This window comes from Embleya sp. NPDC055664 (assembly GCF_053618075.1).
Window position 1 is genome coordinate 25,302 of record NZ_JBSHGZ010000060.1, and the last position, 12,990, is coordinate 38,291.

14 protein-coding genes and 1 pseudogene are annotated in these 12,990 nt (G+C 70.5%); 7 read left to right on the forward strand and 8 right to left on the reverse strand.

The window, feature by feature from the left end:
- Positions 1 to 80 precede the first annotated feature (80 nt).
- Positions 81 to 1,343: an MFS transporter gene (locus tag ACWGR4_RS46265; RefSeq protein ID WP_452131873.1), complete on the forward strand. Its 1,263-nt coding sequence runs from the start codon at positions 81 to 83 to the stop codon at positions 1,341 to 1,343.
- A gap of 49 nt (positions 1,344 to 1,392) precedes the next feature.
- Here the strand turns inward: ACWGR4_RS46265 and ACWGR4_RS46270 are convergent, their stop codons facing one another.
- The 6 genes from ACWGR4_RS46270 to ACWGR4_RS46295 all read right to left on the reverse strand — a co-directional run bounded on the left by ACWGR4_RS46270 (position 1,393) and on the right by ACWGR4_RS46295 (position 5,491).
- Complete coding sequence (locus ACWGR4_RS46270) at positions 1,393 to 2,613, reverse strand: methyltransferase domain-containing protein (protein ID WP_452131872.1); 1,221 nt, start codon at positions 2,611 to 2,613, stop codon at positions 1,393 to 1,395.
- Between the two features lie 145 nt (positions 2,614 to 2,758).
- On the reverse strand, positions 2,759 to 3,616 hold the full coding sequence (locus ACWGR4_RS46275; protein ID WP_452131871.1) for a helix-turn-helix domain-containing protein: 858 nt from the start codon (positions 3,614 to 3,616) through the stop codon (positions 2,759 to 2,761).
- Positions 3,613 to 4,137 carry a DUF6879 family protein gene (locus ACWGR4_RS46280; RefSeq protein WP_452131870.1) on the reverse strand — a complete coding sequence of 175 codons (525 nt, stop codon included), beginning with the start codon at positions 4,135 to 4,137 and terminating at the stop codon, positions 3,613 to 3,615. Before ACWGR4_RS46280 ends, ACWGR4_RS46275 begins: the two co-directional genes overlap by 4 nt.
- Positions 4,121 to 4,318 (reverse strand): hypothetical protein, encoded by a 198-nt coding sequence (locus ACWGR4_RS46285; RefSeq protein ID WP_452131869.1) that lies wholly within the window; start codon positions 4,316 to 4,318, stop codon positions 4,121 to 4,123. The genes ACWGR4_RS46280 and ACWGR4_RS46285 overlap by 17 nt, the downstream gene beginning before the upstream one ends.
- Before the next feature lie 152 nt (positions 4,319 to 4,470).
- The gene (locus tag ACWGR4_RS46290) at positions 4,471 to 4,947 is read right to left on the reverse strand and encodes an N-acetyltransferase family protein (RefSeq protein ID WP_452131868.1); all 477 of its coding nucleotides are present in this window, start codon (positions 4,945 to 4,947) and stop codon (positions 4,471 to 4,473) included.
- 103 nt (positions 4,948 to 5,050) lie between these two features.
- On the reverse strand, positions 5,051 to 5,491 hold the full coding sequence (locus tag ACWGR4_RS46295; RefSeq protein ID WP_452131867.1) for a nuclear transport factor 2 family protein: 441 nt from the start codon (positions 5,489 to 5,491) through the stop codon (positions 5,051 to 5,053).
- A gap of 237 nt (positions 5,492 to 5,728) precedes the next feature.
- Here ACWGR4_RS46295 and ACWGR4_RS46300 point away from each other — a divergent pair, with 237 nt between their 5' ends.
- Both ACWGR4_RS46300 and ACWGR4_RS46305 read left to right on the forward strand, forming a co-directional pair.
- Positions 5,729 to 6,829, forward strand: a complete 1,101-nt coding sequence (locus ACWGR4_RS46300; protein ID WP_452131866.1) for a S1C family serine protease — start codon at positions 5,729 to 5,731, stop codon at positions 6,827 to 6,829.
- Between the two features lie 159 nt (positions 6,830 to 6,988).
- Entirely contained in the window at positions 6,989 to 8,014 is a 1,026-nt protein-coding gene (locus ACWGR4_RS46305; protein WP_452131865.1) for an RDD family protein, read from the forward strand.
- Positions 8,015 to 8,062: 48 nt separating this feature from the next.
- Here ACWGR4_RS46305 and ACWGR4_RS46310 read toward each other — a convergent pair whose 3' ends face one another.
- On the reverse strand, positions 8,063 to 8,254 hold the full coding sequence (locus tag ACWGR4_RS46310) for a ferredoxin (protein ID WP_380003509.1): 192 nt from the start codon (positions 8,252 to 8,254) through the stop codon (positions 8,063 to 8,065).
- Between the two features lie 262 nt (positions 8,255 to 8,516).
- Between ACWGR4_RS46310 and ACWGR4_RS46315 the strand changes: the two genes are divergently transcribed.
- Positions 8,517 to 10,586, forward strand: a complete 2,070-nt coding sequence (locus ACWGR4_RS46315) for a serine/threonine protein kinase (RefSeq protein ID WP_452131864.1) — start codon at positions 8,517 to 8,519, stop codon at positions 10,584 to 10,586.
- A gap of 75 nt (positions 10,587 to 10,661) precedes the next feature.
- Here the strand turns inward: ACWGR4_RS46315 and ACWGR4_RS46320 are convergent, their stop codons facing one another.
- Positions 10,662 to 11,084 (reverse strand): hypothetical protein, encoded by a 423-nt coding sequence (locus ACWGR4_RS46320; protein WP_078976054.1) that lies wholly within the window; start codon positions 11,082 to 11,084, stop codon positions 10,662 to 10,664.
- Between the two features lie 222 nt (positions 11,085 to 11,306).
- Between ACWGR4_RS46320 and ACWGR4_RS46325 the strand changes: the two genes are divergently transcribed.
- The 3 genes and pseudogenes from ACWGR4_RS46325 to ACWGR4_RS46335 all read left to right on the forward strand — a co-directional run.
- Entirely contained in the window at positions 11,307 to 12,050 is a 744-nt protein-coding gene (locus ACWGR4_RS46325) for a nuclear transport factor 2 family protein (RefSeq protein ID WP_452131863.1), read from the forward strand.
- A gap of 14 nt (positions 12,051 to 12,064) precedes the next feature.
- On the forward strand, positions 12,065 to 12,583 hold the full coding sequence (locus ACWGR4_RS46330) for a nuclear transport factor 2 family protein (protein WP_380003512.1): 519 nt from the start codon (positions 12,065 to 12,067) through the stop codon (positions 12,581 to 12,583).
- 70 nt (positions 12,584 to 12,653) lie between these two features.
- A pseudogene (locus ACWGR4_RS46335) lies at positions 12,654 to 12,990 on the forward strand (hypothetical protein); the annotation flags it as partial.

Consider the following 12,990-nt stretch of genomic DNA (forward strand, 5'->3'; position numbering starts at 1 on the left):
GGTTGCGCGGCTGATTCGGCGTCCATGCAGGTGTGTCGGTGCGGCCGGGCCGTGCCGACCTTTTCGGAGGAATTCCCCCCATGGCAGCCATGCCTTCCGCCGACGCGCGTTCCGGGTCGGCTCCTTCCTATGCCGCCGTGTTGCGGATACCCCATGCCCGGCGGGCGTTCGGGGCCGCGATGCTCGGGCGGTTGTCGTACGGGACGATCCCGTTGTCGTTGTTGCTGGCGGTGAAATCCGGAACCGGGTCGTATGCGGTGGCCGGCACCGTGATGGCGTTGTTCGGGGCGACGAGTGTGTTGTTGTCGCCGATGCGGGCCGGGTTGGTCGATCGGTACGGGGCGCGGCGGGTGTTGCCGCCGATGGTCGCGCTGTACGCGGTGTTGTTGGTCGGGATCGCGGTGGCCACGTGGCGGCCCGGGGCCTCGGGGGTGTGGGTGGGCGTCGCGGTGGCGGCGGCCGGGGCCTGTACGCCGCCGGTGGGGCCGGTGATGCGCGCGGTGTGGAGCGAACTGGCCCCGGATCGCGAGCTGTTGCAGCGGGCGTACAGCCTGGACGGGGTGGCCGAGGAGATCGTGTTCGCCTCCGGGCCGCTGTTGGTGGGCTTGCTCGTGGGGTGGGCGCCGGCGGCGGCCGGGGTGGTGCTGGCCGCGTCCTTGATCGTGGTCGGGACGATGGCGCTGGTGGGGTCGCCGGCGGTGCGGCGGGCGGGGGAGGCCGGCGGAGCTGAGCCGGGGGAGGTGGCCGAGGGCGGGCCGGCGTCGGGTGGCACGGGGTTGTGGCGGGCGGTCGTGGTGGCCGGCGGGGTCGGGGTGGCCCTGGGTGGGATCGACCTGCTCGCGGTCGCGTTCGCCGACGAGCGGGGGCGGTCGGCGGCGGTGGCGTGGATCCTGGCCGCCCTGTCCGTGGGCAGCGCGGCCGGGGGGCTGGCGCACGGCGCGGTGTCCTGGCGGGCGTCGGCCGACCGCCGACTGCCGCTCCTGGCCCTCGGGTTGGGGGCGTCCCTGGCCGCCGCGGGCCTGTCCCCGAACCTGTACGTCCTGACCGCGGCCGCCATGCTCACCGGCCTGTTCGTGGCCCCGGCGATCACCACGGCCTACCTGCTCGCCGACGCCGCCGCGACCCCGAACACCCGCACCAGGGTCGGCGCCTGGGTCAACACGACCCTCAACGCCGGTACCTCGGCCGGCGCGGCGGCCACGGGCGCGCTCATCGCCCACGTCCCCCTGCCTCTGCTCTTCTCCCTGACCGCCGTCCCCCTCCTCCTGACCGCTGCGGCGACGGCCTTCGGCACAGGCACAGGCACGGGGCGCCGAAGCCGAACGTCCGCGCGGGTCGGGTAACGGCGACCTCCCTCGGGACGCCGCCCACGTGCGAGGTAAGTGCCTTGCCTCATAAGGACCATGACGGTTCGTCGGTTCCTTCGGTGGTCCGCAGGCCGGCGGCGCTCTCGGGTACGCGTGCGTGTTGGGCGCCGTTCGGGGAGACGGTCCAGCCGAAGGCTGGGAAGCCGGGGCGGCCTGCGGTGTGCCATCGGGACCAGGCCGATTCGACTTCGGTCCACACGTGGCGGGGGCCGTGTTGGTGGACGGTGAAGGTGGTGAGTTGCCGGCCGTCGTAGTCGACGCTTGCCCAGGAGGTGCCGGCCTCGTCGCCCACCCACAGGCGGGTGTGTACGCCGTCGGCGTCGGGGGTCTCGTCCCAGTGGTGCCAGATGTCGGGCGCCATCAGGCCGATCGCGAACTCGGCGACGGGGTCGGTGCCGGCCACGGCCCAGGGGGAGAGCGTGGTGGTGCCGGGTTCGGGGGTGTGGTCCGGGGCGAAGACCTGATCCACGTCGGTGATGCGTGAGCGGTGTCCGCGCAGGTGCATGAACGCCCCGCCGGCGCGGAATCGGCCGTGTGCGCGGCCCCGTTCGTCGACCGTGGCCACGAGGGTGCCGTTCGCGGTCCAGGCGGTGGCCCAGGGGGTGACGATCACGGCTCCCGGTCGGCATTGCCGGATCCAGGCGGGCGGGATGTGGGTGACGGCGGCGGTGGACAGGATCCGGTCGTAGGGTGCGCCGGTCGCCCACCCCTCGGCGCCGTCGCCCCAGACCACGGTGGAGTGCCGGCCCAGGCCCGCCAACCGGGCTTCGGCGATCCGGGCGAGGTTCACGTCCACCTCGACGGTCACCAGGCGCCGGTCGTCGCCGAGGCGGTGGGCGAGCAGTCCGGCGTTCCAGCCCGTGCCGGTGCCGATCTCCAACACCCGGTGTCCGTCGGCCACGTCGAGGGCCAGGAGCATGGCCGCCATGATCGAGGGCTGGGACGCGGACGACGACGGCCACTCGGCCCCGCCGCTCCGGGGCGCCCCGCCGTCGCACATCTGCACGACGACCGGCGCGTCCGCGTAGGCGGCGGCCCACCAGCGCTCCGGCTCCCGCGCCCGATCACACCGCTCGTGCCGGTCCCCACCGGGCCGCCGCAGCCACACGACGTCGGGGAGGAACACATGCCTCGGCACCCCGACGAACGCCTGCCGCCACACCTGCGGCAACTCCCCGACGGCCTCCTCGACCCGCCGCAACAACGCGACCCGCGCCCGCCACAGAGCCCGCGCCTCGGCACTCACCCACCCCACCGCCCCTTCGGCGTCCCGGGGTTGGCAGGCTTGTCCGGCGGAATCGGCGGCGGCACAGGCTTCTCCGGCTTGTGCCCGTCATCGGTCGCGGGATCGCGATGTTTTCCCATGGCATCCCCTTCAGCTGAGATGTCGCTCAAGATAGCGGTGGAACCAGGCCGTCACCTTCGGTTTCTTGTTTTCTCAAGAATTCGTTCCTGATGCTTTCAAGGGCAGTACGCATGCGATCGCCGGAAAGAGCAATCGCGGAAAATCCATCAAACTTCCTGATGTACAGATCGATATCGCGAGGGTCGGTGGAAACTATCTCCGCATGGATTGCTTCGATGGTTACGAGGTGATCGTCTCGAATCACGAACGAATGATTGGCGATATCATTCTGCGGAACATCCAAGGGGACGACTCTGATATCCACGTGGGAGAGCCGGGACAAGGAGATGATCCTGTCGATCTGCCCGGCCATCATCTGTGGTGAGATGATCTGCCAGCGGAGTACGGGCTCGGTGACAACGAAGCGGAGAGATTTCGTGGTGTCGTAGAGGATGCCCTGCCGTTCGAGTCGGCCGGCGATTGTTCGCGCGAGGACATCTGTGCCGAAATCGTGGCGTCGGAGAATTGCGCGAATGTATTCCGGTGTTTGTAGTAAACCGGGCACGAGGGCAGGCTGAAAGAGCCGTAGCATCGACATTTGGGCATCCAGCGCCTGCGCTGCGTACTGACCCTTGTGTGCGCCCGAACGCCTGAGGTGGCGCCAAGCGGTTGTCTCGCTAGCTGCTTCGCGCGCCGCGCTCATGTATTCAATCTTCGCGCTCGCCGATACGCCGACCGCGGTGAGGATGCGCTCGACATCCGTCACGCTGGGTGTCAGTCTGGCGTTTTCGATCTTGCTCAACTTGCTCGGAGACATGAGGGCGCTGCGAGCGACTGCTTTGGCCTCCTTTCCGGACGCCAGTCGCACCGCTCGCAGCGCCGCTCCGAGTTCGGCTTTGTTCACTCCCCGTGCTCGGCCCACCAGGTCACGAACGGGACGGCGTGCGCGAGGGCCGTGTCCCGATATTCGACGAATTCCTGCGCGGGGTCCTCAGGCAGCACCTCGGCGCCTGTGAATCCGCCGTGGCCGTCGTAGCTCATCACTGCGGCGAAGCGAGAGTCGAACAGCCAGAAGTCGGGGGCTGTCGGGAGCGGGTTCGGTTGATTCGTGACGTCGAGGATGAAAAATTCCTCGCCGGCTGTCATATTCGTTCGATAGCCCCAGCCGATCTCGAATCTCAGGTACGGCGTGAGCGGTCGGGAAAGGATGTGCACGCGGTACACTCGTTTCCCGACCCCGGTGTGCGTCCGCAACTCGGTGAGCCATCGAGAGTTGTAGTCCTCGGGCCTTGGCTTTCCGGCCAGGTAGGCTTGATAGGTATCGACATTGCCCGATCGGCTGTAGTCGTCGAGTGTTTCGAGCCGGAAAGCCTCGCGTTCGAACGTATCGAAGAGGTCGGCATAGCGCCTAGATGAGGTTGTCACGGACGGCCCTTCGGATCAAATCCAGCGGGATCTCGACCAGTGTTTCGTGGGCCGGGATCGCAAGTCCGTGATCCCCTGGCGTTTCCCCCTGTACAAGCAGGGTGCCCCGGTCGGTGGCGTACAGCGTCGGGCAATCCTTGACGTCGCACGTACTTACGAGTTTGGTGACCTTTACAGGCATGGCCGCTCCCTCAGCTGCCGCAATCTCACACCGTCACGAACGATGCTCCTTGCGTGACGAAGCAGGCGTCAAGGCGGTCCGATTGACACAACGGGAAATCGAGGGCGCCGGGTGCTCGGTGCGACCGGCCCGGGACGACGGGAGAAGGGCCGTCAGCCGGTGGCGAGGGTGGACAGGGCCTTGCCGGTGAGGCGGTAGCCGAGCCATTCCTTTTCGTGGACTGCGCCCAGGGAGTCGTAGAAGGCGATGCTGGGGGAGTTCCAGTCGAGGACGGCCCATTGGAGGCGGGCGTAGCCCCTCGTGGTGCAGATTTGGGCCAGGTGCTTGAGGAGGGCCTTGCCGTGGCCGGCGCCTCGGGCTTCCGGGCGGACGTACAGGTCTTCGAGGTAGACGCCGTGGACGCCCTCCCATGTGGAGAACGACAGGAAGTAGATGGCGTAGCCGACCGATTCGCCGGTGGTGTCGTCCTCGGCGATCAGCGCGAAGGCGGCCGGGGTCGGGCCGAACAGGGCCGTGTGGAGTTGGGCCTCGGTGGCCTTTACCTCGTGCAGGAGCTTTTCGTAGTCCGCGAGTTCGCGGACCAGGGCGTGGATGGCCGGGATGTCGGCTGCGGTGGCTTCGCGGATCATGCCTCGAAGCTACCTCGCCCCGCCGGTCCGCTCCCGGGATTTTCCCGGCCGCCCCGACCCGGCCGCCCCCGCCCCGGCTGCTCCCCGACCCGGCCGCCCCCGGTCAGGTTGTCGGCGCGATGTACATGTAGGACTTCTCCTCGCTGCGGGCCGAGATGCGCCACTCGCCGTCGACGCGCGTGAAGGTGTCCAGGTACCACAGGCCGCAGAACATCGTCGGGCCCGGCGTCTCGTCGTCCTCGCCCTTGAACACCATCGGGTTGTGGCACATCGTGCGGCCCGTGGCGGTGTCGCCGTCGACCGTGATCGACGAGTTGGCGATCAGGTGCTGGTAGGCGCCGAAGCCCGGCATCACCGAGGCCAGGAACTCCTTGGTCTCGGCCAGGCCGCCCTTGGAGCCGCCCATCGCCGAGTAGTCGATCAGCGCGTCGGCGGTGAAGACGGTGTCCAGGGCGTCCCAGTCTCCCGTGTCCACCGCGTGCGAGTAGCGGACCATCAGGTCCTGGATCTCCATCCGGTCCGAGATCTCCTGAAGCGTCAGCATGCGTGCGCCCGCCCACCTCTCCGGCTCTTCGGTGCGTCTTCGGCGTCGCCCCGGAATCACCGGGCCGACGTGCGGGCCCAACTTGACACGAACAAGCACATGGCGAAAGAGGCATGGACTCGGCGACCCGGTGAAAAGTCCATCGATGGGGTTAGTACGAAGAATGCTCGGGGGACCCGGTCCGGTACCGGCAACCGAGCCGTCGCCGGCGGCAGCCGCCGAACCGAGGGAGACATCGTGGGCAGGACGACGCGGCGACGGGTCACGATCGTGGTGACGGCGGCGGTGCTCGTGCTCGGCGGGGTGAGTGGGTGCAGCGACGACAACGGCTCGAAGAAGAACACGGACGGCGGCAACGGCAACGGCAACGTCGCCTCCGGCTCGGCGGCGCCGAGCAACGGGCCGGCGAGCGACCTCCAGGCGCAGTACCAGCAGGTGGTCCGCAACGTGCTGCCGTCGGTGGTCCAGATCACCACGAAGACCGGCCTCGGCTCCGGCGTCGTCTACGACGACAAGGGCAACATCGTCACCAACGCCCATGTGGTCGGCCAGGGCACCTCGTTCGAGGTCACCCTCCCGAACGGGAGCAAGCCGGTCACCGCGAAGCTCGTCGCCGCCTTCGCCCCGGACGACCTCGCGGTGATCCGCCTCGACAGCCCGCCCGCCGATCTCAAGCCCGCCCGGTTCGCCGATTCGAGCAAGCTCCAGGTCGGTCAGATCACCATGGCCATGGGCAACCCGCTCGGCCTCGACTCCAGCGTCACCGAGGGCATCGTCTCCGCCGTCGGCCGCACCGTCAGCGAACCGGAGACCTCCGGCTCGCCGGGCGCCACCATCTCCAGCGCCATCCAGACCTCGGCCGCGATCAACCCCGGCAACAGCGGTGGCGCGCTGGTCGACCTGGAGAGCCAGGTGATCGGCATCCCGACCCTGGCCGCCACCGACCCCGAGGCCAACGGCGGCGCGGCGCCCGGCATCGGCTTCGCGATCCCGGCCAACACGGTCAAGTCGATCACCGATCAGATCATCAAGAACGGCAAGGTGGACAACTCCGGCAAGGCCGCCCTCGGCGTCACCGTCCGCACGGTGGCCGGCCCCAACGGCCGGGCCGCGGGCGTCGGCGTGGTCTCGATCCAGGACGGCGGCGCCGCGAAGGCCGCCGGCATCCAGATCGGCGACGTGATCACCACGATCGACGACCAGGCGGTCACCGACGTCTCGACGTTGTCCGAGGTGCTGGGCGGCAAGCAGCCGGGGGACAGGGTCAAGGTGAACCTGCTGCGCGGTAACGGCAACAAGGCCACGATCGATGTGACACTGGGCGAACTCAAGGGCTGAGCACGCGAATCGCCCGATCGGCCCAATGGCACTCGGGCCGACTGCACGCGGTTCGGCGGCACTCGGACCCGGCGCGATCCGGCCGTTCCGCGCGCCGCGTGCCCCGGACTCGCCCCACGACCCGGCGGAAGGGACGATCTGCGCGATACCGTCCCGGTCATGACGATTCCTCAGCCGCCACGCGGGCCGGGGTCGCCGTACGGGGACCAACCTTCCGTCGACGGTGATCCACACCTGTCCTGGCACCAAGCACCCGTCACCGCACCGGGCCCGATCCCGGACCAGGCGCAACCGCCCGGCCCCGCTTACCCGCCGGCGCCGCCGCAGTCCTACCCCGCAACCGCCCCGGCCTACTCCGCACCGGTGCCCCCGCAGTCCTACCCCGCGACGGGCGTCGAGCCCGCGGCGCCCGGCGAACTCCCGCTCGCCTCCCGGACCATGCGGCTGATCGCCCGCACCGTGGACTACCTGCTCACCACCGCCCTGGTGCTGCCGCTGTGGTTCCTGGCCTACCACTACATCCAGGGCAAGGCCGCCGACCTGCCCACGAAGGTGGTCCGCGACTCCTTCCTGGACGTCGTGTTCGGGCGCGCCGGCGAGGCGCAACGGGCGCCGCTGGAGGCGGTGGACGGGCTGTGGTCGACCACCAAGACGCTGCTGCTTCTGCTGGTCCTCGCCCATCTCCTGGTGCCCGCGCTCTACGACTGGTACATGCACGCCAGGTTCGGCCGCACGCTGGGCAAGATCATGGTCGGCGCGAAGGTGGTCCCGGCGGGTACACCGGCGCAGGCCGTTCGCGGCCGGGTGCCGGTCGGCGCCTGGCGGGCGGCTCGGCGCACCCTGGTGGCCGTGGTGGTGCCGTGGGCCGCGGTCCTGCTCACCTGGTACGAGGTGGCGCTCCGCCAGTGGGGCACGGCCGGGTTGTTCGCCCTACTGGCCCTGGTCGGCTTCCTGGACCCACTGGCCGTGCTCGGCCCGCGTCGGCGCACCTGGCACGACCGTACCGCCGGCACCGTGGTGGTCAACGTCAAGCTGCTCGCCCGGGGTTGGTCGGTCACCCGCAACGCGTCGGCGGCGATGGTGCAGGGCGCCCGGGGCGCGTCCACCACGATGGCCCGCAACGCCCGCGACCGTTGGCAGTCGAGCCGAGGCGCCTCCCCGGACCGCCCGAACGACCCCTCCTGAGCCGCGATCGGCCCGGGGCGGGCAACTCCCGTCCCGGGCCGCGCCGGCTCAATCCAGGATCGAGATGGCCCGGGTCGGACAGACCCGAATCGCCTCTTCCACCTGCGGCCGCAACTCCTCGCTCGGATTCTCGTTCAGGATGTAGAGGAAGTTGTCCTCCCGTACCTCGAACACCTCGGGTGCCTCGGCCATGCACAGCGCGTTGCTCTTGCACTTGTCGAAGTCGACGACGATCCTCATCTCCGGCCCTTCGTCGTGGAAGCGGTGCGATCCGGCGGATGCCTGCCAACCGGTGCGGTGTGGCAACACTCGCCGCACGCCGCGGTGTTGCCACACCCGGCGCACCCGTTGGCCTATCACGCCCACCCACGGGTAAGGCGAGCCTTTTCCCCCGAACGGGGAACCAGCCGGTGCCCTGGGGAGGTCACAAGACCGGATGAGAGGATTCCATCCCGGTACGGCCGCAGCGGCGGGCCGGCGAACCAACACGGGAGGCACGTCCATGACGGCCGACGGCGGCGCCGAGATACGTCAATTGCGTCCGGGCGATCCGCAGCACATCGGACCGTTCCGGATCACGGGTCGACTGGGCGCGGGTGGAATGGGCGCGGTCTACGCGGGGCTGGACAGCCTGGAGCGCCGCGTCGCGGTCAAGGTGGTGCACGCGCAGTACGCCGACGATCCCGAGTTCCGGGCCAGGTTCACGCGCGAGGTCAACCTGCTGCGCGCGATCAAGGGCACGTGCACCACACCCGTGCTCGACGCGGATGTCGACGCCGAGACACCGTGGTTCGCCACCGAGTACGTGCCGGGACCGACCCTGGACAAACGGGTGAACCAGGGCGGTCCGATGCGCGGCGACGAGCTGATGGGCCTCGCGGCCGGGCTCGCCGAGGCGCTGGTCGCGCTGCACGACGCCGACGTGATCCACCGCGACCTCAAGCCGCAGAACATCATCTGCTCGCCCGCCGGACCGCGTGTGCTCGACCTGGGCATCGCGCGGTCGATGGAGGACAGCGGGCTGACCCGCACCGGCATGATGATCGGCTCGCCGGCGTGGATGAGCCCGGAACGCTTCAAGGGCCACGACAGCACGCCGGCCGCCGACGTCTACGCGTGGGCGATGCTGGTCACCTACGCGGCCACCGGGGTGATCCCGTTCGGTACGGGCGCGCCCGAAGTCGTCGCGCTGCGGGTGCTCCAGGAGGAGGCCGACCTTTCCGGTGTACCGGATGTATTGCGCCTGATCGTCAAGCGCGCGGGCGACAAGGAGCCGCACTACCGGCCCCAGGCCCGGGAGTTGCTGGCCTCGGTCACCCACGTGTGGCGCGGCGCGCTCGGCACCGGCGCGGCGCCCTCGCTCGACCCGGTCGCCGACGCGACGTCGCTGATCGGCCAGTTGTGGACCACGCCGGCCTCCGGCGGCCCGTGGCAGGTACAGCAGCAGTCGCAGCAGCAGGTGCCGCAGACCCCGCCGCCGCGCGTGTACGAGGCACCGCGCGGGCCCGCGCGCTCCGGCGGCACCGCCGCGTTCGGCGCGCCGGTCGTACCGCCGCAGACCCCGCCGCCGGCCGCGTACAACACCCCCACGCACGACCCCTACGGCGCCTCGCCGACCCAACCGCCGCTGTACCGCGACTCCTCCGGCACGCACGGCGCGCCCGCGGCGCAATCGGGGGCGTACGGCGCACCCTCCGGGACGCACGGTGTCCCCGCCGCGCAGTCCGGCGCGTACGGGGCGCCCTCCGGGCAGTACGGCGGCACCGGACAGGGCTATCCGGCCGGCCACCACCAGCCGCCCGCCTCCGGCACGTTCACCCCACCCCCGGCCACCCACGGCGGACACACGCCGCCGCCGACCGGTCGGGCCGCGGCCCGGCAGCAGGGCGGCACCGGTGGCGGTCGCCCCAACCGCAAACGCCTGGCGATCATGATCGGCGGCGCGGTGGCGGTGGTGGCGATCAGCGCCGGCGCGGTGGTCGCGCTGCGCGGGGGCGGCGACGACAAGCCCGAGGCGGGCACGAAGAAGGACACCAACAGCGCCAACGCCCAACCGCCGAAACTCACCGGTAAACCGGGCGGCTTCACCCAGGACATCAAGGGCATGAAGTTCGCGGTGCCCAGCACGTGGGAGCTCAAGGAGGTCAGCGACACCGAGGTGTGCGTGCTGCCGGCCGCCACGCCCGCCGCGCAGCGCACCACCTGCGAGCGCGCGGGGCTGCGGATCTGGGTGGGCAAGAACGATCAGCGCAAGGTGGACTTCAAGGATCCGGCGGGCTGGACCCTGGGCGCCGCGCCGACCTGTGTGACCAAGACCGAGGACACCGCGGCGCCGACCAGCAAGTCGGAGGGCAAGAAGCTCGCCGAGCCGAGCAAGGCCAGCCTCAAGTACGACTACGCGTCGTACAGCGTGACCTGCAAGAGCGGCGACTCGTTCCAGCCGCAACTGTGGTGGCTGCCGCAGTCGATGATCTCGTTCTCCACGGCGGGCCTGTCCCGCGAATACGACGCCGACCTGAACAAGATCCTGGCGTCCGTGGACGTGGCGGGCTACAAGAAGCCGAAGGCGTAGCCCGCCGCGTCACGGGTGGATACGGGGTGAAAGACCCGGAAGGGTCCGGAAGAACCCCGAAAGACCCCGAAGGACCTAGAAGTCGGCGGCCGCCGCCACCGGCAGGAACGGGTTCTCCGGGCCCGCCGGGAACGAACTCCAGCTCTGCTCCTCGTACAGGTTCATCAACTCGTGCTCGGACTCCTCGGTGTCCGGCCACTCGGCGTTGACGACCACGTGCACGGAGGGCTGGGGGTACTGCTCCCACCACTCCACTATGTGTCCCTCGCCGTCGACGGGGACCGGGTGGTGCTCGACCCGGTGAACCATCATGTAGGGACCGCCGGTCCACGGCCCTATGTGCGCACCGCCCAGCGGGATCGCCGAGATGGAGTCGCCGCCGCGCGGCAGCGCGGGTCCCGCGAAGTCGCCCGAGAGCAACGAGCCCACGTACCCCGTCGGGGGCCGGTCCGGCGGGACGTCCTGGTAGAAGTCCACCCGGACCCGGTACCGGATCACTCGCGTCCCCTCCGCTTCTTCTTCGTCTCGTGCTCGCGTCGGAGCCCGGCCGGCTGGTTGCGACCGGTAATACGTATACCAGCCGGCGACGGTTCCGTTCCGACGATCGTGTCGGGGCTGGACTTCCCGACGGGGCGCGGGCAGGATCACGCGGACCGGAGGCGACCTGCGCCCGGATCCTTGCGCGCGGCCGGGTTCGCCGGACGACTGCGGGGAGGCACGATGGGCGGCAGCCGGGACGCGGTGGCGGCGGCACTCGCGCGGAGCGCGCGGATCGGCGGTGCCGACCCGATTCCCGAGGTGTCCCGGTTCACCGAGTGGACGATGATCGACGGCGACCTGGTCTGCCGCTACGTCTGGCACAACCTGCCCGACCCCACCGGCGGCACCACCCGCTACACGCTGCCCGGGACGGAGATCCTGCGTCGGGTCGGCGATCGTTTCGAGACGGTGGGCGAGTTTTACAACGGTGACGACGCCGACGCGATGATCGCGCGCCGGCGGGCCGCGGGCGGCGCGGTCGCCGGGGCCGACGGCGGCGAGCTGCGCGGGATCGTCGGCTGGGCGCCCGAGCCGATGCCCCGCGCCGCCGACCGGGCCGAGGTGGAGCGGGCCCTCGCCGACTTCGCCGGCCGACTGGCCGCGGCCCCCGCCCACGGCGACTGGGCGCCGGTCGCGGCGTTGTTCACCGACGAGGTACGGGTGCGCGACCACGTGGTCGGCTTCGTCGAGGGCCGGCACGCGTTGCACGCGTACATCCTGGACGGGGTGCGCCGCTCGCCGTTCACCGGCTACCGCGTCGTGTTGCGGCTCGTCGACGGGAACCGGGTCGCCGTCCTGCTCCGCGCCGAGGGCGCCGTCGTCGGTCTGGACGTCAACGTGGTGCTGCACTACGCGGGCGAGGGCCGCTGGTCCTACGTCGAGGTCGTGTACAACCCGCAGCAGCTCGCCCGCGTGTCTGCCTGACAGGGTGTCGGTCCATGGACGACGTACAACGACTCCTCGCCTACGAACACATCCGTCAACTGGCCGCCCGCTACGCGCTGGCTCTGGACAGCCGGGACCTGGACGCACTGTGCGCGTTGTTCGTGCCGGACGTGCGGGTGACCCGGGAGGAGAGCGGACGCGCGGCGCTGCGCGCGTCGTTCGCGACCCAACTCGCGCCCCTGGGGGTGACCATCCTCAACGTGGGCACCCACGTGATCGACCTCCTCGACGCGGACCACGCGACCGGACACGTGTACTGCAAGGGGGAGATCCAGGAGGGGCCGCGCTGGCTGCACCAGGCGATCCTGTACCGCGACGTGTACGAACGCCGGGACGGCACGTGGTACTTCGCGCGCCGTCGGCACGACCTCTGGTACGGCGCCAACGTCGGCGCCAACCCCGCCGGACTGCCGCCGGCCAACTGGCCGGAGCGCTCCTACGGTTCGGGTACCGTGCCGGGAATCTGGGAGACCTGGCGGGAGTTCCGTCGATTCCCGGACGAAGACGCCTGAGCGGGTTCCGTTCGCTGCACAGGGGGCAGGCGAGGATCGACCGGACACTCGGTGGAAGGAAGGACCGGCCATGGCCAGGCTTCCGGACGGCGCGAGAAACGCCGCCGCGCGCACCGGCGTGCTGCTGGCCCTGACCATCGTCGCGGCGATGGTCGCGCTGCTCGGCGTCTGGGCGCACACCTGGTTCTGGGTCTGGGCGATGCTCTTCGTCGGGCTCGGCATGCTCGGCATGGCCTGGAGCGCGCTGGAGATCCTGATCGCGCTCCAGGTGGCCGAGGAGCAGCGGGACCGGGACCGGGGTGTGTATCAGGTCCGCCCGGTCGAAATGCGTCCAAGGCGGCGTGGGGGGGGGGGGGGGGCGGGGCGGGCCCCCCCCCCGGCGCCCCCACCCCCCGGTGGTGGGGTTT

What these genes read in the sequence shown, in the direction of transcription:
- ACWGR4_RS46310 (WP_380003509.1), bottom strand. Translation starts at nt 8,254, where the DNA reads ATGAGGATCGTCGTCGACTTCGACAAGTGCAAGAGCAACGCGCTGTGC.
- ACWGR4_RS46295 (WP_452131867.1), bottom strand. Translation starts at nt 5,491, where the DNA reads ATGCTGACGCTTCAGGAGATCTCGGACCGGATGGAGATCCAGGACCTG.
- ACWGR4_RS46315 (WP_452131864.1), top strand. Translation starts at nt 8,517, where the DNA reads ATGACGGCCGACGGCGGCGCCGAGATACGTCAATTGCGTCCGGGCGAT.
- ACWGR4_RS46285 (WP_452131869.1), bottom strand. Translation starts at nt 4,318, where the DNA reads ATGCCTGTAAAGGTCACCAAACTCGTAAGTACGTGCGACGTCAAGGAT.
- ACWGR4_RS46305 (WP_452131865.1), top strand. Translation starts at nt 6,989, where the DNA reads ATGACGATTCCTCAGCCGCCACGCGGGCCGGGGTCGCCGTACGGGGAC.
- ACWGR4_RS46265 (WP_452131873.1), top strand. Translation starts at nt 81, where the DNA reads ATGGCAGCCATGCCTTCCGCCGACGCGCGTTCCGGGTCGGCTCCTTCC.
- ACWGR4_RS46325 (WP_452131863.1), top strand. Translation starts at nt 11,307, where the DNA reads ATGGGCGGCAGCCGGGACGCGGTGGCGGCGGCACTCGCGCGGAGCGCG.
- ACWGR4_RS46290 (WP_452131868.1), bottom strand. Translation starts at nt 4,947, where the DNA reads ATGATCCGCGAAGCCACCGCAGCCGACATCCCGGCCATCCACGCCCTG.
- ACWGR4_RS46330 (WP_380003512.1), top strand. Translation starts at nt 12,065, where the DNA reads ATGGACGACGTACAACGACTCCTCGCCTACGAACACATCCGTCAACTG.